Below are 20863 nucleotides of genomic sequence, written 5' to 3'. Positions count from 1 at the left end.
CTATCTCTCCGATTCGTACTGCTCCCTTGCGATCCAGCGCTCGATCAGAAGGCAAAAAGGACCCTCACGAAGACCCCTCCTTGTCCAGATTTCGTAAACCTTTTTTAGCGCAATGTTCTCCACTTCCAGCTTGCGAATATAGCGCTCCCGATCCACGTACTTCTCCCGTCTCCCACGTTGATCTACAAGTTCGAATTCACCCCCAGTCTTATACTTTCGCATCCAAACCTTGAGGCGATTAAAATCGTTAATTCCCAACTCATCTGCCACCTGCTTCTTCGTCATGCCATTCAGTCCCAATTCAATTGCTTTCTTCTTCAGTTCAAAAGAATACGTAGTATGTTTCTGTCCTTTTCTTGTCATATGAAAAACCCCTAAAGTAGATTTTCGACGGGAGAGGGTTTTTCCCATTGTCTACTTTAAGGGGTTCGGTTCAGTCACAGAAGGGGTCTTTTGTTCCAGCTTGTATGGAAAGGAGTAATTTCAGACTGGGTGCTTTTCATCGACTTTTCGCACCATACATGAGGTCATCAATGCTGTATGGTGCCAACCGACTTGTCGCATGTCGGGCACACCCCTTTGCGCAAGCTCTGCTCTCGCAGTTCGAGGCGGGAGAGCAGCCGCCCTTCCTCTTTGCCCGCTCGAAATCCGACGCGGCGACCGGTTGCATAACCGATCAAGATGGCGATCAGCAAGCAAACGGCACTGATCAGGTAAGGCGTCATCCTTCCTCCCTCCTTCCCCGTATGCCGAGACCTCCGAACAGCGCCAGCAGCATGTGTACAAACGGTGCCGCAAGCAAAACTTCGACCGTTTTTAGCGACGACAGCAAGATAGATGCCAACAAGCAGATAAACATCAACAGCGTCACTTCCACAAAACCAAAGCGGTTCGCCAGATTGTTCTGCCCGGATCGGCGGTCATTTTGCAGATCCATCAGATCGTCGAGCAACTGGATCGTCGTCATCACGAACAGCGCCCAGACGGTGAGCCGGATGTCTGTCGCCCACACCGAAAAGCTGACGGCTGCCAATGATTCCACCCAGCCGGGAAGCTTGGTGGGCATCTTCTCGCGCAGATCATGTCCCATGCCGATCGCGTAGCTGGCCAAAAACAGCGTCAACGCGACATCGGGTGCGAGCGCCAGGGCCAGACCAAAGCCGAGCAAACTGTACGGCAAGCAGGCACGACCAAGCCGAATTGCTAACGTGTGCCGACCGATGCACTGGTCAAATTCCACATCGAGCCAATCGTCCATCAGTTTGATCACAAGGCCAGCCAGCACAATGCCGAACCATTCGACAAAGAGGCTAGACCAAGCGATAAACATGTTCTTTCACCTCCCGAAATCCTTGGCGGTAAAGCGCGGAGATCGGCAGAAGTTTCAGTCCCTTCAATTCCTTTTGCAGCAAGCGAAACCCGCTTTTTCCTTCCGGCAGATCGCACTTGTTCGCAAGGCACAGATAGCCGGTTTTGCGCTGTCCGAGTTCGGCAATCTGCAAGTCCAAATCGCCGAGCGCATCAAGACTGCCCGCTTTTTGCACCTCCCGTGCGTCCACGAGATGCAAAATGCAATCGGCGTGGCGCAGCTCTTGCAGCGTCTGCGCCATCGCCTCGCGCATCTCAAGATCGGGATGAATCCCATCGGCAAGACCTGTCGAGTCGGTCAACTTGAACTGGCGCGTACCTTTTCCCCGCGGCAGGTCGAGCGAGATCGACTGCAGGCTGCGCGTCTTGTGCATGCCGACGCCAGACAGTTCATGCCGAGCGCTGACCACGTCCAACTTTCGTTGCCGCGTGGTGCCGTCGGGAAGCTGAAAGTACACTTCCATCCGCTGCAGGCCGAGGAATTCAGCAAAATTGATGCAAAAGATCGTCTTACCGACGTTGGTCCTCCCAATCACGAGACAGTTCCTCATTTTTGAGTTCCTCCCCCAAAACCAAATCATCCGGTTCGATGCGCATTAAATCCTCCCGCGAGTTTCGGCTCGCATCGAGCAGCCGCACCGCTTGAAGTCGGATCGCGCGTTCGATCACGTTGCGCACCATCCGAGCATTGCTAAAATTCCGCCGACCACTCTGCACAGATGTGCGCAAGTGCGTGCGCAGTTTATTGGACGCGTCGGGCGACAGTTTATACTCGCGCTTGCGCAGCATCGTATCGGCGATCTGCATTAGTTCATGCTCCGAGTAATCTTCAAAATTGACAACGATCGGAAAACGGGATGGTAGCCCTGGGTTGGTGCGTAAAAACAGATCCATTTCATACCCGTAGCCAGCCAAGATGAGGACGAAATCGTTTTTATGATCCTCCATCGCTTTGACCATTGCATGAATTATTGTACCGGTTTCAGCCGTAGCCGGACGGCCTCCTCTGTTCGATAGATTGAGAGATGGGGTGCCACCTCGTGATGATTTCGATCGTGTTTTCACCAAGTATTACTTTGGAAACGAAGCGCTCCACAAGCATTTTCTTCGCCTTGAAGTTAAAATCGTTATGATAAATGATTTTTCGGAACTCTTCGATGCTTTGCTTTACAATCTCTAGCTCATCGATTGTCATCGAGGCATTTCGTAGTGCCTCCTTCACCATCGTAAGTTCATGCTCCAGATGGTCGATGCGCTGATCGACCGATGCGAGCAGCTCATCAAGCTCTTCTTCCGATCGAATTCGCCCCTTTGCGAAAAGCTGCAAAAAGTTCTTTCGCTCGTCGTTGTTCTCTTTGAGCCGTTTCTCATGCGTTGATTGCTTCTGATGGAGCTCCTCGATTTGTTTGACATCCTGTTGCTGTTTCACCACTTCCGCGATAATCCGATCCGGATCTTGTAAACGATCGAGAAGATAGTTCCAAACTTGTTCATCCACCACATCCTGTCGCCAGTTCCTTCCTCGGCAAACCTGATTCGGCTCACCGGTACCAACCTTGAACCCCTTTTTCGTTTTCCTGGTACAGCCATAATAGTAGTAGGTGACACTTTGGGAGCGTTTCAACGGTGCCGCACCGACTGCTGCACCACATCTCCCACAGCGTACCAATCCCTTCAGCAAGTAATGATCGGTTTTAGCCCCACGGCCTTTTTTTACATTGTCATTGAGCTTTCGCTGAACATCCTCATACGCTTCTTCATCGATATAGCGTGGTACTGAAATGGAGTACCATTTGTTTTTCGGCTGTGCGACTTGACGCTTTTGACCGCGTTTCTTTTCGATTTTTGTTTTTCCGTAAAAATAAGTGCCCAGGTAGACCGGATTGCGTAGAATACGACTCACCGTACTCTGGTACCAAATGCCTCCGTCCGGCCCTGGAACACCAAGTAAGGATAACTCCTCTGCAACCCTTGTGCAGCTCATCTCTTGCCCTTCTTTCCCGAATCGAATCCAGCTTACCATCCGTAGATAAACGTCTTTTTCTTCGGGATTTTCGACCAAGGTGTCGAGCTCCTTGTGAAAGGAATAGCCGTAGATCCGTCTTATACCCGGTATTTTATTTTTGTTCAACATCGTCTTGCGGCCACGATCTGTGTCCGCAAGAATTTTCGCTTTGTTGTACTGCGCGATCGACCCTTGGATGTTATACATGAGCATGCTTTCCGGATTATCCGGATCCACATCAAACTCTACAAAGACAAGGTCGCATCCTCTTTCCCATACCCGTCTCGACACCATCGTTTGCAGGTATAGGTCGCGACTCATACGATTTGGGTGCAACATAAAGACTTTCCGTCCCACACCGTTTTCGATCATATCGAGGACGTGATTCAGTGCAGGTCGATTCGGATCATCTCCCGATTCACCAGGCTCAATGACCACTAGGATTTCGTTCTCTTGATATCCCATTTCTCGTTTTGCCTTATCGACACATAGCTTAATCTGCGATTCGATCGAATAGTTCTTGACTTGATCCCCTGTTGAGACACGGGCGTATACGATTGCCTTGATTCTCTCGATCAAGTTCAGGAGCTCTTGTGGTGTGTATTCCTTTTTCCCTTCGTATTGAATCATGCAACTCACTCCATGTCCTGTAGCTCTTGTTCTGATGGTAGCAATTTGCCTTTAATCCCACCATGCCTCCTCAACTCTCCGGTAACTAGGAGTCCATAGAACCAGTCGTGTAGAGTGTCCATGATTTCTTCAATTGTTGGGCCTTCCTCTGGGTGGGTCTCGATAATGGTAAACACTTCGTCTCTTCCGCGCTCCGCCATGTCGCATACCCCCTTTGGAAAAGGGTATGAACGGTCTGCTTGGACTGTTGCTCCTATCCGAATTTGCAGTGCCTTGATTACGTTCGTACGATTTTGAGCCTAACAGAATTTATAAGCGAATGTTACGAAGAAATGATGCTCTCATCTTGAGCGATAATTTTTGGAAGTAGTACATCGTTCCTCGAACTAAGGAAATAAAAACCCCGCTCAATAAAACGGAGTTTTTGCTATGCTGCTTTCTTATCAGGAAGAGACAAATCTCCACCTAGCTGAATCTGATACGCATTCGATGAAACGCTCCGATAGCTCGTCGGACCTACGCACGAGAATGATGTCTCCAGGTTTCAGCTCCATGTGATCGCGTCCACATGCTGCCAGGTGTCCGCTGACTTTACTTGCGCTTTGAGTTGTTGATATCGACGGATTTTTGTGCGCTTGTGTTGCTCCGCTTCTGCACAAACAGCTAGAAACTGTTTCATGGAATGGTCGACCTCTCCCGCATCCTCCGTCTGCCACGTCACATCACCAACAGTCGTACCCGCAAGAAGTAAGAGCATCTGCTGTGTGAAGTTCGTCTGATCATACACTCCAAAGGCATAAAAATGACCAGTCGTCACGGAGGTGAAGCCTCGCAGGATCTCGGACTCGCACGCCTCGTTCAACTGGTCGATTTTTGCTTGTTTGACCTGATCAATCGACGTGGTCGTCAAGTTTAACTCGCGGTAGCGCTGATCTGCCGTTTTGGCTTTGTTGAGCTCAGCCTTCAGCTGCTCTTGTAAGATCTCGACTTGCTCCTCAGTGGTCAAGGGTCGATCGACGTACTCGAACCACCATTCGGAAGTTTGAGAATTGACGTAGAGATCCGCCCTCTTGTATTTCTTGTACACGGGCTCAGGAAATACGTCGACTTCGATGAAAGGCGTGGCTCCCTCAGATGGATCATCAGGAAGATTGTAAATTGATATAACCTCACATCTATCGGGCGCTGGCTTGTTTGGCATATAGTAAAGCTTTGCCATTTCTATCATCTCCCTATTTGGTAATTTTGAGTGTTTCACAAATTTTGATGAAATAGTATTCCTCTTGTGCATAAACTGATCCTTCGAAAACTGCAAAGTTTTTCGGTGATAGATTCAAGGGATTACTCAGGACATTATCAAACGGCCTGACTAAGTCGTATATTGTCGATCCGTCTGAACTGAACTTTTTAATCTGACCACCGGAGCGCGCCCCGAATATTACACTCCTATCAGGAAGAGCGAATGCAGCAGTCACTCCATCACCAAAAGATACTGACCACAAAGGAGTGCCGCTTGTCGATCCGTAGCGTTTTCCTCCACAGTAGACGTATTCGTCCTCCAAGGCGGCAATTTGGTAATTACCACCCGGATATCCAGTCCAAATGGATGCAAAACCTGCTCCATTCAGTTTCATCTTACTCAAGATAACGGTGTTGCTCCCGTCGGTGGTGATGATATAAAAGTACATCTCACCTTCATCAACAGCTAAGTTTAGTAGGTTGTAACTTGACGCGAATCTACGCCATTCTTCAGCTCCTGTTAATCGGTTGAATTTCCTAATGTAACTCTGATCGACTAAGTACACGCCAGACTCTCGGACAACAAATCCCGAAGGATAGTAGGGCGAGGCGGAGACTGATACCCAAGACCCTGCCCCATCTAAACTGAGTTTAGCTACTCGGTATGACCCGTCCATAAATACCGCGTAGATTTCATCGTTGTACATTTGGAAAACCTCAATTGTTTTAGTGGTATGGGGGGCTGGCAATTGCAGGAGGGTATAATTCCAAGTAACCGGATCATACTTCCTAATCGATTTCGCCCCTAATACCAGAACATAAACAAAGCCGAATGAGTCGCATGCAGTTATAGCAAGGCGCTCTGACCCGAAACCCGCAATAGGGTAATGCGGTGGATTTTTTAGTCCTAGAGACTTGTACTCGATCTTTTCCCCCACCGAGTAGTCCCCTACATGGATACTTCCCACCCCCATCGCCAGCTCTGCGAAGCTGTGCGGCGCGCTCCCCGGCACGGCTCCCCCTTTGGCGCTGATAGCGGCGGTTATCTGCGCTTTGCCATCAACGCCATGCGTAAAAACTTCTGCCAGTGCGCCCTCCACGTCTCTCGTGGCGAAGTGACCTGCTGTATCTTCGATCGGGATCTGTCCGGCAGTGACTCCATGAGGGTTGTCTCTCCTGTTTGCGTGCGAGTCCACTCTTGCCTGAGCCCCTGCGGGAGTTTCTGCCTCGATCTGCTCCGGTGTAACGCCATGAGGGTTATCTGTCCGACTCACATGCTCGTCTACCATCTCCTGCGCCTCTAAGATCCCGCCCTCTATACGGTTCAAGTCTTGTTCGGTTACCACATCTTCGTGCTGCCAGTTTGTTTTGCTTTGATAAGGCATGAATTTTACACCTCCTTGATTTTTTTCGTTGGTCCATGCGAACTACCGCTATCGAATCACGATTGTTTCTCCCCTCCTTTCGCTTTGCTCGGAAAACCGATGGCAAACAAAAAGCCCATCACATGAGTGAAGAGCTTCTATCAAATGTCTGCCATTCAGTTGTGCTTCAGCCATCCCTTGAAGATCACTGGCTGAACTTCCTTGATATCATATTACCTTGTCAAGGGAGGTCAAAACTCCAAAGAAACTCCTGTTTTTCTCTAAAAAAACTCAAACGGCTCCTCTATTGATCGTCTGTCTTTTTGCCAAAGCTTAACGAAAATAACTCTTGAGCGGATGGTCTGAGCTTCGGTTACATGATCGTCACGCGCCGCTGTTGGCCGACTTCGCGGAACGTCACGACCACCCCATTCCTCTTCGCTTCTTTGTCTTCGATCTGCAAGTCTGTCTCGTTGATCTCGTTCAGCAGCTTTACCCTTTCGGCCTCTACCTGCTCCTCAAGAATCTGTAGGAGTAGCATCTTATGTAGGAGTTCAGTTGATCGCATATCCATCAACTCGAACACACGTTCTTATTCAGGTTAGTATACTCCTTAGATCGGCGATTTTGCAAACAGTCTTTTTAGCTAGAACAATTGTACATTTCGATTCGTTTAGTCCCAGTAAAGGACACCATTTGCGTACTCAAGAATAACAGAGGGGTTGTAGATGTAGACATCGTAGGTTCCAACCGGAAGGTAATACTCAGAACTAGGGTTGTTATTTGACAAATTAATTGCACTGTACTTGCCTTCTGGGACACCAATACTATAAATGACACTAGACCCTTTCTTGTAAAGGATTCCAAACATAGAGCTGAAACCACCACCTGAGTTGGCCGAACCCATTGAAGTAACACCATTAGTAGTAATTGTTCCGATGAATCTTTCTGCTTTGGATGGGATTGCGAGGGTGCCAAATGCTTTACTGCTTACTTCTGGGTAAATGATGGCATTTGAATTAGCCAAATGCTTTACCACAGAACCCGATGGAAACCACGAAGATTCTGCAGCGAAACTAGCTGTAGGAAGAGCAACAACTGTTCCTGCGGCAACTAGTGCCAAGAGGGCTTTTTTCATTAAAATCATCCTTTCGATTTGTGATGTAGTTACTTTGATATTTTACAATTATATTATAAAGTGAATCAATAGTTGTTTTTTAAAATAATCAAACCAGAAAATAATTCATAAACTCTGGCGATCTGTCTTAATCCATCTAATCCTATTTCTCTTCTTAGTTTAATATAAGGACAAAATCAAAAACTCAATGGTCGCTAGGTAGCATCACATAAGATAGAGAGAATATTCATAAATGAATATTCTTACATGAAAAAGGTACGATCTTTACGATTCCGCAACCTCATAGTATACAGAGTGTCGCAATCACAAATACGAAATATTCCGAGTTTTTATATAATGAACTATGGTTGAAGTTCTTATAGGGAGGTATTTCTATGAAAAAGCTTTTTCTCGTAGCCTCGTCGCTCGCAATGATTACATTTTTGACGCCGAATGCCAGCGCCTCTACAGGCAATGAAGCGATCCATTCAGTAGTAGCTCCGGAGATCCTTAGTAGTTACGGACCTGCTGAATTTTCAATGTCAGGGAACATCGTGGTTCAGAAAACAATGGTTGTCGACTACAATGGTTCTGTCAACGTAACGATAACGCCAAGCCCAGGAACCAATCCAGCATGGAGTGTGGCTGTTACACTCTATAAGGAGCAGCCTGGTGGAGGCTATAACGAAGTGGCATGGGGGGGCACCAATGCCTCTGTCAGTTCTGCCTATTTTCCAGGTCTTGAAGCTGGCAAGTATAGAGTGGAGCTCATGAAAAGCAACTTCACAATGCTTCGTATTAGTGGCACTGTGCAAATGAACTGGGTTGGCTGGTAGATGAAACAAAAGAGACTCCTCTATGTTGGAGTCTCTTTTTTACGGAATTTGGCTTACATTTCAAGGAGCAGAATAAAAGCCCCGCCATTCATCGCGGCCATGCGTCGTTACGACTCTTCGATTACCGTGCGGGTTTGGGGCGTAGAGCCCACTCCAATTGAGAAAATTGTAGCTCGTTGTGGGGTATGCAAAGGGGATTTATGACAGCATTATTCTTTTCGTGGTTAATTTATTAATTTTATAAGTAATTATTTGACATTATATCATTTATATAATATTATAAAACAAACATCATAATCAGGAGGTAAAACAATGAAATCCAAACTTTTGCTTTCTTTGTTCACTGTTGCAACTCTTCTCACCGTAGCACCCTCTGCAACACTCGCTCATCAAGCGAACGCTGTCATTACAGCGGATGCAGATGTAAAAACTGTGGAAGTAGTCAAAAAGTATTTGTACGGCACCACCTATCCAACCCGAATCTATTATGATCAGAACGGCTACCAAGGCTGGATCCGAGCCTACTGGTCAGATCATTATGGTAGCGATACGAAATACTACTATGTGACTTACATTGGCGAGGTCTACTACGTCGGCTACTAACAGCTGAGTCTCGCTTCGCAGCAACCACCGTCATCCTGCACGGTGGTTTTTTTGCTACAATGAAACTGGAAGTGCGATTCAATGACGAAGAAAATCCTGCTCGCCGTTAGTTAAAGCCAAAATTGTACGCGCGCGACCATTATTACACTTTTTTGCCCCTACTTTCAGTTTATACGCAACATCGTTCTTTGGATTGTATTTCTTAACAAGATAGACAATCGCCATAGATGAGCGTCTGCACCTATAGGGGATCGACTATACGCTCTGTTTGGCCGCATCCCGCTGTGCGCCTTGCGTTCCTCTCTAAGCCGAGCCCTATCCTCTTCCTTGCGCCGCTGTTCCGCCTCTTGGCGCGCTCTCTCCGCTTCCTTCTGCTGTTCGTACTACACTGCATCAAGCTCAGCGTACCTTATCCCACCTACGTTTATCCACGAAAAAAGGCAAGAACTGATGCGCAACTCATTTTCACTCTATAAGAAAAAACAGGGCGACGATTTGTATCATCAGGGGGATCAACATTTTAAAGAGTATATCCAATTATTCACCACCATTGAATTTGTTGATTTATTCTTATAAACACGTTTTATTAATTTATATAAATCTATGTATGTAATTAAATTAAAAAGTGTAATGTTAATAACAGCGCTTGCCTTGTTGATAGCGCCAACCGTTGTATCCGCATCATCGAATGAAGGATCCCTTACTATGGAAAGTAAATGGAATGCGAGCTGTTGTACCGGATGCCTCTAACTCGGGGTATTTTACACTTGCAGGTTACAAGCACATGAAAGCCAATATGTATTATCTGAACGTGACGTATCCAGGGTCTGTTGAAGAAATTTCGTTCTCAAGCATGAGTAACTCGAATTGGAGTCTGGATGTATGGCTATATAACAAAACAACCGGAAATACAACTCCGATAAGTACTATAAATCAGAACAAAAAGTCTACCCAATTCACTAACCTTATTTCAGGAAATTATGTAATTTACATTATGAACAACAGCTCCAATCAAATACCTAGAGATATAAGTTATACAAGGACTGGAACCAAAGGCTCATTAATTAATAGCTGCGATCTTCCGTATTAATTTGTAGGTACCAGTTCTATGAACAGCTCCCAACAGAAATGAAGTAGACTATAGACCTGCAAAGAAATCTCTACGCAGGTCTATTGGTTGTCCACAGCATTTGCATCGCGCAATAAATCCTTCGATGCCATCTGCTTCCACCAATGAATTCGCCGTGAACGATATCCTTCTCAGACAGTACATCATTGTATTTCCAGTCTGTCTTCGGAACATAAGGCATTAAGCACCTCCTTCTTGGTCTTGCTATAGAGCCGCTAAAGATCCAAAAAGATGAGGTGGAAATAAAAAAGCCCCACCAATTAGGCGAGGCTGCGTACTCTATTTCACTGTCCGTAGAACTTCGGCGGCATGATGGAAGCAGTCCCGCAGCTCCACCGTCCGCGCGCCCTCCCACATCACTCCTGATGCGCGGAAGATGATCTCAGCTCCCTTTGGGTCGACTTGCCCAGATCGGTTGAGATCTCCAAGCCCACCGCCCGCCTGAGCGCATTGGCCGCGTAATTACAGGCAACGGTGATCTCGTCGCTCGATGTCTGGGTGATCGAGCCGTAGGGGCGATGACGAGCTGCGCTGACGCTTTATCGAGCTTGGAAGTTGGCGTGGTAGGAGTTTAGTCAGCCGACTTGTATACCTCTCCCACTGTCTCGCAGATCCCGCGAGCAGATGCCTCGCTCATCTCTACGAGGAACATCTGATTTTTGAGCAGCAGTGCGTCCATAGGATGGTTAACGGACAGTAGCGCTTACAGCGCCGCGTCACTTCCAGACGGCCACGTCCCCTATAACGGCTACTTGATAGGACGAATTACACCAAAGATACTCTCCCACAAACGGGATTTTTGGTGTTTTCCAGGTAAAAACCTCAGAAGATATCATCTATATTAAAAATAAAACAACAGCACCCCGTTATTTAAAATAAAAAATATGGCATATTTTAATTTAACACAATAAATATTATATTGTTATGGAGGTATTGCTTTGAAAAAAGTACTTGCACTTACAGTTGCATTAGCGGTTGTTCTTCTGCCGATGACCACATCCGCACATCCAGGTCGAACAGACAAAAAACGGAGGGCATACCTGCTACACGAACTGTGAAAAATGGGGCCTGAAATACAGCCAATACCATTATCACAATGGTGGCTCCTCATCTTCTGGTGGTGGTTCCAACTCAGGGGGAGGCGGTTCTTCTTACACCCCACCCACACCGGCTCCAAAAGCGGCGTACAACTTCTTTCAATACTTCACGCACCTCAACTCCTTCGGATCACTTGACGCGGCCATTTCGTACGCGAAAAATTACAGCTCCACAAGCGTAGTAAATATTGATTCTGGCGCTCTGGCCATGGGACAATTACCGATCCCAAGTTTTCCAGTACAATAAATACCTTGGAGACTTCGGTAGTCTTGTATGTCAAGAGCTGTGATGTTGTCCGGTCGGAAGGTTTCACCATTCGTTTCTTCGTACCATCTCGCAAACAATGTGAGATTAGTATATACATTTATAGTATCTAGTGAGCGACCTTCTTCATCGAGATAACATTGAAGCTTTCAAAATGTCTTTCATTAGAAGTTATCACCAATCCTCAAATGGTTTGTAATATGTGAATTATTTTTCTGTATTCAGAATAATGTAATATGATAAATATGTAAACATATTTTTTTCTTTCAATTTCGTATATTGCATCTTCTACGAAGTCGGTGAAGGTTGCAGATTCTTCCATAGATTCAGGTAAAATATCAAAAAAACCAAAAATATATTTACAAAATAAAATGTTCATTATATAATATAAATATAAAAATAATTAGGAGGTAGTAAAATGAAGAAGAAAAAGTTTGCCACACTCTTTGCTGTCGGTTTAGCAGCAACAGCGTTATCATCTGTTGCCCTCGCTGATTCACTGTCCTATGATTTCAACCACACTGGTTATGGTGCAGCACAAGAAAAAGACTTCACTTTGGACTCTGCCGCAACTGTAACCGTAAGCGGTTCTCAAAATGGTACTTGGGGTAATGGCCCAGACTGTTATTACATGGTTTACAAATCGGTACCCCTTTGGTTTGATACCCTCATTAAAGAAGAGCACACAAGGGATGCCAACGTGAATTTCAGCACATCTGAACTGAAAAAGGGCGACTATTATCTAAAAGTCGCTTGCAACAGTGCATCCAGAACAACAGGAACAATTTCTTGGTAAACCAGCAGTATCTAGGGAATTAGCCGTCGTTATATACCAGAACTTTAACCCGAAAGAAGGGCTCTTTAGAAAGGGCCGCTTATCTTTCGGGTTTTTCAGTCCACCTTACTTCCCCGGAGTCGAACCAAACTGATCCAACAATTCCTCCGGCAAGACTTCAATTTGAATCTCCCCGATCCGGCCAAGCGGATCACGTAGATACCCTCGTCCGTTTGCGAAGGATTGAATCTTAGTTGTATAGTCAACATCATCCGGCAAGCCGAGCAAGCGGATTGCATGCTCAACTTGCGTCTTGGAGATCAGACGGCCAACGAAGGTCCATCCGAGGTTTCGGTCAAGTCGTCGTTCTCCTCACAAGGCTTCGGTAACATCACATCTGGATTCTGAATTGTCGTCATCGGCACTAGGTTCAACTATCGGCCTTGAGGGATTATGAGCGATATATTATTTGAAATTTCAAAATATATCGCCTTTCACTATGTTAATAGGTATTATTAAAGACAAACGTATATAGGGAGGTGATAGCCGTGAAGAAGAAGCTTCTCATTTTCACCATTATGGGTGCTCTATTAGTAACTTCAAGCTTGGTATTTTCAACCTCGTCTGAACAAGCTGTTTTCGCGCATCGAGAAGGAACCCCTGGTTGCTGTGCTGGTGGCGTTAACCCTTACAAATAGGTGAATAAATACCAAGAAAGGATGGTAGCCATGAGGAAAAAGCTTCTCATTTTCACCATTCTTTGAACTCTTTTGGTGACGTCAACAATTGTGACGTCGTAAAACCAACATACTAACGTCATTGTGGTTACATGCCCCGACGAGTTTTCGTCAGGGCATGTTCTTTTACATGTATTTCCTACTTTACGCTCCCTATCTCCCCTGAGTCGAACCAAACTGACCCAGCAAAAACAATATCAAAAAGAAGAGACCGGCGAGTGGTTAACAATAATCCTACGACTACCCATATCGCCGTCTCCATGTTACTCAAAAACTCTCCTATCACGGTTTACCTCCTACTTCCCCGGAGTAGAACCAAACTGCTCCAGAAGCGCTTCGGGCAAAACCTCTATCTGAATCTCTGCGATCCGACCTTGGGGGTCTCGCAAAAAGCCACGGCCATTTTCGAATGACTGGAACTTCGTTACATAGTCCTCATCGTCCGGCAAGCCAAGCAAACGGATCGCATGTTCAATCTGAGTCTTCGAGATCAATCGACCTACGAAAATCCATCCGAGGTTTGCGGTGAGGTCGTCATTCGCCTCATTTGGCATCGGCAGTAAGACATCTGGATTCTGAACTCCCAATTGAAGAACTAGGTTCATTGATCGACCTTGTAAAATCATCTGATTGATCAACGCCCGCCCTTCTGGGATTGCTCGGATACGCCACGCTTCATCGAGATCGTAGAACTTCATCACATGTGACGGCGCATCCAAGATCCGGCGGAACCCGATCTGAGCCACCAGATAAAGTATAGCTACCCCAAATCTTTGTGATTCACTCCAGGCGTCAGGTGAAGTATTTGCGTCAGGGAAGTCAAGACCGGTAGTTGATACGACAAGTAGCCGAGCGTTCGTATTTAGTTCATTCCCCTCCCCGTCACGTCCGAAGATCGTGCGACCCACAGCATCATCCTCGTAGTGAGCGAGCAATTCGTAGAAGAGATCCGCTAACTCTTGTTCTTCCTTCGTGCGGCCCTTATTGGCTCGTTCTTGCTTTAGTGCTTCTAGGTAATGTTCCATGTCCCATTCTTCACCTTGGTACAAAAGCTCAAGAGCCCTTCGGATGACAAGAGAAGCACGTTGGTCAACACGCCGCGAGGTAATATTGAGTAGCACGCTAAGCCACCCTTCTGCGATCGCCTTACATTCGGCTCGATTATCTGCAAGGCGAAACGGTGTAAAACTTAACTGGCTTTCTGCTCCAAACTGCCACCAAACCGATTCAGAGCGCCATCTCTCGATCAGTGAATAATACTCCCTCTTTTTAGGATCGATCACAACTCCGATCGCACCCCATTGAAGCATGCAGTCGCTTGAATATTTCATCCCGATCGACTTCCCACTTCCAAGTGTCCCGACGTAGGCGACAGCACCGGTTCGATTCAATTCTGTCATCGCTCGGAACCAATCAACGAAGACCGGCGACTGGTTATGTACCTCATATCCAAACCATTGCCCCTTTGGATCGCCTACTTCCATCGTCCCGAGCAAACCGGAACATGCAAGCATCTGTGGATCTGCCGGTATCGACCAGCTGCGTTCCACCCCATCCACCTTTCCAGGAAAGAATGCTTGCCAAAGTCGAAGTGCCTCACCTGGTGGGTGGACGAGCTGCATCACGCTATCCATCCGCTCTTTCAACTTGGCTTCTCGTCGATGCATTTCCGCCTCTGAGTCCGCTCCGATCGCAAAGAACGTCTGATACTGCACCAAGGACATCCCCGCCTTCAGTTTCGCCTCAAGGCTCATCGCGTCGTCAAGCCCGTCCAACACGTCGAGCGGGACATCTCCAACTTTGTCGTACTCCTGTTCCTGCGACTCTACAATCCTTTTGCGGCGGTGGACGGTATCCCTCGCCTTCTTTGGCGGCGGTGGACGGTATCCCTCGCCTTCTTTGGCGGCGTGACTTCGAAGTGTATGGAAACATCGATCGGGAAGTCCAGATGTTCGAGCGGCTGGTACAACCACTCGTCACCAACCTGCTCGGCATACTCCGGCATAGTTGCTGCTGCCATCACCGACTGGTACGATACAGATCCATCCTCGTGCTTCAAACGGAGCCGAAAAGTGTCCTCTTGGACAACAGCAGATGTAAGAGATAGCTTCAGCGGACGCGGGCGAAGCGTCACCCCTTCCGTTGTCATCAATACCGTGCTTGGAAGTGGAGACGGGAGAATTGTCGGAATCTCATGCAACCCTCGATGATAGGGCGCGCGATGTAGCAACTCTAGCTCTTGTGGAGTGGCTGGACGAACTTGCGGTATCAGCGCCTCAAGAGAATTCAACATCCGCGTGCCTGCCTTCTTCGCCACTTCAAGCTCCGCTTCCGTCAGGACCGGAATCCCCTTCCCGTTCGTCGCTTTCCTTTTCAGATAACCCCAAAAACGTTTCAATTGATCGCCCATCCGCTCGCGAAAGAGATCCGGTCGGTCTAAAACAGCATCCCACGAGACGCTATGCGCTGAAGCTAAGGGGAGGATCAAGAAGGAGATCCTCTCATATGTCCCAGTCTGATCGATCATCTCTTCTGCCGAATCGACGTGTTGGTGCCAATACTCATGATTGCTATAGGATTCCATCTGTTCAATCGTTCGTTCTTTGGAGATCGGCTTCGCGATCGATAGGATCTGTCCTTTTCCGTGGTAGGTCATGAAAAGGACTTCGAGCTGGCGGAACAGGGATAGCTTGATAGATTTCTCCTGGTGTTCATATGGGAATCGCGGTAGACGATATACGCCAAACACAGTTCCGTTGTTCACAAACAGCCGGTGATCTCCCTAAAACAATGTGTGCATCGCTTACTTCCACCTTTCGAAGTTTCTCAATTCATAGAGGTTCAAAGATATATAGAGTCATCCGTAAACAAGGACATCTGTACCGAGTTGGCTGCGTTCAATTTCTTCCGTCCTCGCTCAAGGTAGCTCTGAACGCTTGAACGGCTAACACCCAACGCGTCGCCAATCTCTTGAAGAGACATGCCTCGCTCAAACGAGAGGATACAGATCGCTTCGCGCTCTGAAAGCAAAGAGAGCAGGTCTGCGTGTGTTTCCCACACCAGATCCTGCTCTCTTTTTTCATCATCTTCTTGTTCATCTTCATTGATCATATATCGAGCCCAGCTCTCCTTTACTGCCACCCGATCGATCTCTGCTGTTCCACCGACTAGGACAACATCTTTCCTCTGTAACGAGCCGTTTTTCATCAACTGGATCGAGTCATTCAAGCTTCTGCACATGCTCGATATGATTCTCCTCTCTGGCTCTTCAGCCTCCTTCAGACGCCGACACATCGATGCGTATTCGGCTTCGTATTGCTCTAACAAATCCTGAGTGAAGCTATTCATTGTAGGACCTCCCTCTTTTTCATCCCAGTAAATTTACCATATTACTTGACAATTCATATTATTTATATAAAATAAATAATAAATACGATAGAATGGTGGTGGTATTGTTAATGAAAAAACTTGCAATTGGTGTAGTTGTAACATGTGCCGCATTGCTTTCTTCAACACCATCCTTTTCCGCAAATGTACCAGACACAACTCAACAAGCTATTATTCAACCTGAGCTTAAAAAATTGGTGACCGGTTGGAAAGACTACTACACAGAAGGTTATTACGAAGACAAGTATTGGTACGAAGAGGATGGATATTGTGGCTACATCCCGTACGTATCTTCCGAACAAAGGGAGGCGTACTTTGGTATCTATTGGGTCGCTTTTTACAAAGGATACGTCAACCCTTGTGATTATTAGAAACCAGCATTTCTATTAAGCGTCCACCTTCAAATGTGGTGGACGCTTATTTTTCATTGTTCACTTCGCTATACAGGAACGATCAACTGGAATGATTGACCCTAAAACCGCCCATTCACCGGGTTGTTTTTCTACGCCTTCTGCTCCCCCGACCACCCATCCAGATGTACACACCAGACTGTCTAGCGGATCTCCTGCTCAATGCACGCTAGCCGCGTTACAGCCAGCTCCTGATCGTGGTCGCCTTGATGCAAGTGATGCGCTCGACTTCCACCGCCGTCGATTCCCGGGCGATGCGGATCGCCTCTGCCTTCTCTGCTTCGGTGTATCTTGCCTTTGCCATTAGGTCATCTCACCACCTCCATGGTTCGTTGCAATAGAAAAAGCACCCCTGATGGAGTGCTTTAGTCGCAATTAGTTCCAGCCTTGCCCCCATACACCTGTCCATGTGATAGTGGCTTTACAATCGACTTTTTTACCGCTTTTATTCGTTGCGTAAACCTTATAGTCCCCATTAAGCAAGTTTTTGAACTGTGCACCTTGCCAATCGCTTACTGTTTTTACTGATGTCGAATTCCCAGTATCATTGTTGTACAGGTAAACATCAAAAGACCAAGAGGAGAGACTGTTCCCGAATGAATCTTTTACATCGCTAAATTCTACTTTTACTGTTCCGCCACTTGACCCATCTCCCACAACTCCTAAGTGAGTCGGATGATTGATGATCCATTGTCCATTATTACTCCAGTCCGTTTGACTTCTTGTAGCTGTCGAAACGTCAACAGCATCGATCACAACTGCTTTAGCTTTTGAAGACAGCGCTTCGTTATAATATTCAGCGCTTACTGTACCTGACAAAGATACAGCGGAAACCAATAGCCCTAAAGCAACAACCAAACTTTTATTTTTCATCTTAACCATCTCCTTTTTGTTTTATATATATCAATCATAAACAACAACCCAAAACTATGTATTTTAATTCCAAGGCGATTTTGCAACGTTACTGTTGATTCCCTCTCTTTTACAGCATTTTGGTATGAATGATATTCATTTTAGAATAATCTCATCTACTTAACTGTACTTTGTCAATATGCAGACTATGCCCTCAGCTCCGCCGACCACCCGTCTTGATCCATGCACCGCACAGCCACAGAGTGCTTTACCGCCGCGCAAGAATCAGCCACTCGCACCTCTTACCTAGCTGACAGCGTGGTGTAGAGGCAATCTGGCGGACTTCCGGCTCGATGCGGTCGAGTTGTCTGCGGTTTATTGGTTGTTTCATCAGACGGTCCCCTTTCTGCATCAAAAAAGTCCACCTCATTTGAGATGGACTTCATGAGAGCAAATGCAACTTCTAGTGAGATAGAGAATGGGTTTGACCATTAAACATCCACGCCCCGATTTCTACCTCGCCAGGATGGTTAACACACTCAGCGTAATCACGAACATATTGATTATAGATAGTACATTGTTTCACTTGTCCATTTACGTACGGGAAGTGCAACTCGGCAGCCTCACTTTTGTACTGCATCGTGGACATCCAATTGTGGCCCGTTGCTGCTTCCGCTCTTTGATTGGTTGTGGCAAACGTAACACCTGACAGCGCTAAAGCAAAGGTTAGAGCTAAGACAACTTTTTTCAATACAGTCACCCCTTTTATGTTTGTAATTATCTTAACAGAGACGATCATCTTTTGAATTTGGGGTTGTCACTGATACAGATGATATAGCTATCGATTTTTAGTCGACCGTCTAGTAATCTCTGATCAATATTCATTTATGCATATTCTGGTGGGCCAGCAAGATTCGAGCCTGCGATCAGCCGGTTATGAGCCAGCTGCTCCACCAACTGAGCTATAGGCCCATGCTGGGATAACTCTTTACAATTAGACAACACTAGAGCTGATCACTTTTCAAAGGAGTTGTTCCAAATGCCCGAAACCAACCCGTCACCATCTGCCGGTCCATCACCGACTACCACAGGATCTCCAGCCACTCCTCCTGTTCGTACTCAGCCCAACCCCAATGGCAAAGGCGAAACATCGTACGACGGCCAAGGTGATGAGGTCGTGAAAGACAAAGACGGAAAATGGGTCAAGAAACCGAATCAATGATTACAAAAAGAGACCGCTTGGTATTTAGGTACCTAAGTGGTCTCTTTATCCATCGTCTGGTGCGTTCCTGCGCCTTAACTTCTTCACACTATCATCATACATAGGATGTTGGATGAATTGGCGCACTGTTTGCGCACAAAATTTCCCCTCACTCCTCTCCCCCTGCTGATCCGAAGGAGGAGCGCCAGATCAGCGATCGTCTTGTTGTACCAATCGTGACAGCCAGCTCCTGATCGTCATCGCCTTGATAACAGTGATGCGTTCAGCTTCCACCGCCGTCGATTCCTGGGCGATGCGGATCGCTTCTGCCTTCTGTTCGTCGCTGTATCTTGCCTTTGCCATTAGGTCATCTCACCACCTCAATGACTGCTATTGCCATTGCCACAAAAAAGACACCCAACCGGGTGTCCTACGAACTTCTGATCTTTTGCTTAAGTTTCTCTTTGTCTGACACATGCACCCACGGAAATTTCAAATTAGATCGGTCTACACCTGGTGTCAGGACCCGCTCCGCAATTAGATCCCATATTACCACATTGATGTTGAGCGCAACTTCATTTGTCAGGTCAACAAATTGAGTTGTTCTCATGAATTGGTTGCCTGTTGTGACTGTCCCGTACTTCTCTTGTTTAGCTAAGATGTTCTTAATATTACTGTGGATGCTATCAATACTCGTTTCAGGATTTTCCTGTAGAAAGAGTAGTGTTTCACGAAGAATCTCGTCCTTAGTCATCTCATCCACCCCCTTCCAACTTACAACTACTCCTACAAGAGGTAATTTCCTTCATCGTGTAGAAAAGTAAAATAAAAGGAGATGAGGAGTGGTTTTATGCTTTCTGAACATCCAACAACAGAAGACTACGAACGCATATATCAACAAATTCCGCTTCGTACCCTTACATATTCGTCTCATCAATTCCAGTATCAGCTTCGAGAGAATCCTTACCGAATCTGGATGATTAACGAGCAAATTGCCCACTGGGCGGAAATCCTCTGGGATCGAATTACCGATGTGGAAATGAGCTATGTGTTCGCTACTTTTTACTACGAGAAAGGTATCCCCGACGATCCACACTTCATTTCACCTGGTAAGGCGGGTAACTCGTATGATCTGTTTCCACATTTCACTGAGCCCGCCCATACAACTCGAAAGATCATGTTCGATTACTACGCTGATGTTTACTACTACAAGTTGTTTTCAACTTTCGATACTGTTGGACATATTGTCTTCCAGTGTTACGGCTTGACATTGGACGAAAACAAGAACGAAAACGTCTCATTCAAAACAGCAATAAACAAGCTCAAAACTGTTAACCCTGCACTTCGCCGAGCCCTTTTGGAAATTAAACGCTCAAGCATATTTAAAAAAGCGGATCGTACACGAAACGACACTACACATAACCACCCAGCCACAATGGTCACGTCAGGAATTAGCGTAATTAAGCAAAAAATTAGCTTAGGCATCGGCGAGTATCGCAACTCCAAAACAACTCACGAGCAGATGTACGACTCCTTTCAACTGATCGTGGATGTTGTTGGTGCCTTGAAACAGCATATCCCTCGAAAAGATTAAAAAACCACTCGGCGTGGGTTGGTTTTTCTATGCCCTCTCTACACTCCACCCATCCTGATCAACGCACCGCACAGTCCCGCAGAGCGCCTTCCCCGCTCCTGCAGGCACCAACCACTCGCATGGCTTACCGAGCTGACAGCGTGGTGTCGCGGCGGTCTGGCGGATCTCCTCTGCCATTTTGTTGAGCTTGCGAGCTTCCGCTGCAGTCATCACCTTCTCCCCTTTTTCGATTATTGAGCCCATACAAAAAGCCC

Annotated in this window: 26 protein-coding genes; 6 read left to right on the top strand and 20 right to left on the bottom strand. The window is 46.6% G+C overall.

Annotated features, from left to right (window positions below):
• The 11 genes from ACFSOY_RS00620 to ACFSOY_RS00570 form a co-directional block, all read right to left on the bottom strand.
• Entirely contained in the window at positions 1-363 is a 363-nt protein-coding gene (locus tag ACFSOY_RS00620; protein ID WP_386043305.1) for a transposase, read from the bottom strand.
• Between the two features lie 167 nt (positions 364-530).
• On the bottom strand, positions 531-725 hold the full coding sequence (locus ACFSOY_RS00615) for a hypothetical protein (protein ID WP_386043303.1): 195 nt from the start codon (positions 723-725) through the stop codon (positions 531-533).
• Complete coding sequence (locus tag ACFSOY_RS00610; RefSeq protein ID WP_386043301.1) at positions 722-1330, bottom strand: hypothetical protein; 609 nt, start codon at positions 1328-1330, stop codon at positions 722-724. Before ACFSOY_RS00610 ends, ACFSOY_RS00615 begins: the two co-directional genes overlap by 4 nt.
• Positions 1311-1904, bottom strand: coding sequence for a GTPase (locus ACFSOY_RS00605; protein ID WP_386043299.1), 594 nt, complete (start codon positions 1902-1904; stop codon positions 1311-1313). The genes ACFSOY_RS00610 and ACFSOY_RS00605 overlap by 20 nt, the downstream gene beginning before the upstream one ends.
• Positions 1879-2316 (bottom strand): hypothetical protein, encoded by a 438-nt coding sequence (locus tag ACFSOY_RS00600; protein WP_386043297.1) that lies wholly within the window; start codon positions 2314-2316, stop codon positions 1879-1881. Before ACFSOY_RS00600 ends, ACFSOY_RS00605 begins: the two co-directional genes overlap by 26 nt.
• Positions 2317-2350: 34 nt before the next feature.
• Positions 2351-4003, bottom strand: coding sequence for a recombinase family protein (locus tag ACFSOY_RS00595; RefSeq protein WP_386043295.1), 1653 nt, complete (start codon positions 4001-4003; stop codon positions 2351-2353).
• Positions 4004-4008: 5 nt separating this feature from the next.
• Complete coding sequence (locus ACFSOY_RS00590; RefSeq protein WP_386043293.1) at positions 4009-4203, bottom strand: hypothetical protein; 195 nt, start codon at positions 4201-4203, stop codon at positions 4009-4011.
• Positions 4204-4547: 344 nt separating this feature from the next.
• Positions 4548-5222 carry a DUF4376 domain-containing protein gene (locus ACFSOY_RS00585; protein WP_386043291.1) on the bottom strand — a complete coding sequence of 225 codons (675 nt, stop codon included), beginning with the start codon at positions 5220-5222 and terminating at the stop codon, positions 4548-4550.
• A gap of 13 nt (positions 5223-5235) precedes the next feature.
• Positions 5236-6627: a hypothetical protein gene (locus ACFSOY_RS00580; protein ID WP_386043289.1), complete on the bottom strand. Its 1392-nt coding sequence runs from the start codon at positions 6625-6627 to the stop codon at positions 5236-5238.
• A 352-nt stretch (positions 6628-6979) separates the two neighbouring features.
• Positions 6980-7174, bottom strand: coding sequence for a hypothetical protein (locus ACFSOY_RS00575; protein WP_386043287.1), 195 nt, complete (start codon positions 7172-7174; stop codon positions 6980-6982).
• Between the two features lie 105 nt (positions 7175-7279).
• A complete protein-coding gene (locus ACFSOY_RS00570) occupies positions 7280-7744 on the bottom strand; it encodes a hypothetical protein (protein WP_386043285.1) in 465 nt (154 codons plus the stop codon).
• Positions 7745-8118: 374 nt separating this feature from the next.
• On the opposite strand from ACFSOY_RS00570, the gene ACFSOY_RS00565 reads away from it, so the two are divergent.
• From ACFSOY_RS00565 to ACFSOY_RS00550, 4 genes are all read left to right on the top strand, one after another.
• Positions 8119-8559 (top strand): hypothetical protein, encoded by a 441-nt coding sequence (locus ACFSOY_RS00565; RefSeq protein WP_386043283.1) that lies wholly within the window; start codon positions 8119-8121, stop codon positions 8557-8559.
• 312 nt (positions 8560-8871) lie between these two features.
• Positions 8872-9162 (top strand): hypothetical protein, encoded by a 291-nt coding sequence (locus ACFSOY_RS00560; RefSeq protein WP_386043281.1) that lies wholly within the window; start codon positions 8872-8874, stop codon positions 9160-9162.
• Between the two features lie 2909 nt (positions 9163-12071).
• Positions 12072-12449 (top strand): hypothetical protein, encoded by a 378-nt coding sequence (locus ACFSOY_RS00555; protein WP_386043279.1) that lies wholly within the window; start codon positions 12072-12074, stop codon positions 12447-12449.
• A gap of 527 nt (positions 12450-12976) precedes the next feature.
• Positions 12977-13126, top strand: coding sequence for a hypothetical protein (locus ACFSOY_RS00550; RefSeq protein WP_386043277.1), 150 nt, complete (start codon positions 12977-12979; stop codon positions 13124-13126).
• A gap of 335 nt (positions 13127-13461) precedes the next feature.
• Here the strand turns inward: ACFSOY_RS00550 and ACFSOY_RS00545 are convergent, their stop codons facing one another.
• The 3 genes from ACFSOY_RS00545 to ACFSOY_RS00535 all read right to left on the bottom strand — a co-directional run bounded on the left by ACFSOY_RS00545 (position 13462) and on the right by ACFSOY_RS00535 (position 16513).
• The gene (locus ACFSOY_RS00545; RefSeq protein WP_386043275.1) at positions 13462-14943 is read right to left on the bottom strand and encodes an ATP-binding protein; all 1482 of its coding nucleotides are present in this window, start codon (positions 14941-14943) and stop codon (positions 13462-13464) included.
• Between the two features lie 47 nt (positions 14944-14990).
• A complete protein-coding gene (locus ACFSOY_RS00540) occupies positions 14991-15821 on the bottom strand; it encodes a hypothetical protein (protein WP_386043273.1) in 831 nt (276 codons plus the stop codon).
• A 185-nt stretch (positions 15822-16006) separates the two neighbouring features.
• On the bottom strand, positions 16007-16513 hold the full coding sequence (locus ACFSOY_RS00535) for a sigma factor-like helix-turn-helix DNA-binding protein (RefSeq protein ID WP_386043271.1): 507 nt from the start codon (positions 16511-16513) through the stop codon (positions 16007-16009).
• 110 nt (positions 16514-16623) lie between these two features.
• Here ACFSOY_RS00535 and ACFSOY_RS00530 point away from each other — a divergent pair, with 110 nt between their 5' ends.
• Complete coding sequence (locus ACFSOY_RS00530; RefSeq protein WP_386043269.1) at positions 16624-16923, top strand: hypothetical protein; 300 nt, start codon at positions 16624-16626, stop codon at positions 16921-16923.
• 217 nt (positions 16924-17140) lie between these two features.
• On the opposite strand, the gene ACFSOY_RS00525 is transcribed toward ACFSOY_RS00530, so the two are convergent.
• From ACFSOY_RS00525 to ACFSOY_RS00505, 5 genes are all read right to left on the bottom strand, one after another.
• Positions 17141-17266 carry a hypothetical protein gene (locus tag ACFSOY_RS00525; protein WP_386043267.1) on the bottom strand — a complete coding sequence of 42 codons (126 nt, stop codon included), beginning with the start codon at positions 17264-17266 and terminating at the stop codon, positions 17141-17143.
• Positions 17267-17337: 71 nt separating this feature from the next.
• Positions 17338-17835: a hypothetical protein gene (locus tag ACFSOY_RS00520; protein ID WP_386043265.1), complete on the bottom strand. Its 498-nt coding sequence runs from the start codon at positions 17833-17835 to the stop codon at positions 17338-17340.
• Positions 17836-18277: 442 nt separating this feature from the next.
• Positions 18278-18565: a hypothetical protein gene (locus tag ACFSOY_RS00515; protein ID WP_386043263.1), complete on the bottom strand. Its 288-nt coding sequence runs from the start codon at positions 18563-18565 to the stop codon at positions 18278-18280.
• Between the two features lie 660 nt (positions 18566-19225).
• Positions 19226-19378 carry a hypothetical protein gene (locus ACFSOY_RS00510; protein ID WP_386043261.1) on the bottom strand — a complete coding sequence of 51 codons (153 nt, stop codon included), beginning with the start codon at positions 19376-19378 and terminating at the stop codon, positions 19226-19228.
• Between the two features lie 67 nt (positions 19379-19445).
• The gene (locus ACFSOY_RS00505) at positions 19446-19769 is read right to left on the bottom strand and encodes a hypothetical protein (RefSeq protein ID WP_386043259.1); all 324 of its coding nucleotides are present in this window, start codon (positions 19767-19769) and stop codon (positions 19446-19448) included.
• A 96-nt stretch (positions 19770-19865) separates the two neighbouring features.
• Between ACFSOY_RS00505 and ACFSOY_RS00500 the strand changes: the two genes are divergently transcribed.
• Positions 19866-20609, top strand: coding sequence for a Cthe_2314 family HEPN domain-containing protein (locus ACFSOY_RS00500; protein WP_386043257.1), 744 nt, complete (start codon positions 19866-19868; stop codon positions 20607-20609).
• Positions 20610-20636: 27 nt separating this feature from the next.
• Here the strand turns inward: ACFSOY_RS00500 and ACFSOY_RS00495 are convergent, their stop codons facing one another.
• On the bottom strand, positions 20637-20852 hold the full coding sequence (locus ACFSOY_RS00495; RefSeq protein WP_386043255.1) for a hypothetical protein: 216 nt from the start codon (positions 20850-20852) through the stop codon (positions 20637-20639).
• Between the last annotated feature and the right edge of the window lie 11 nt (positions 20853-20863).

Source organism: Tumebacillus lipolyticus (assembly GCF_042682745.1).
GTDB lineage: Bacteria > Bacillota > Bacilli > Tumebacillales > Tumebacillaceae > Tumebacillus_A > Tumebacillus_A lipolyticus.
The sequence above is the reverse complement of the archived record's forward strand: the minus strand, read 5'-3'. Positions and strand labels throughout refer to the sequence as shown.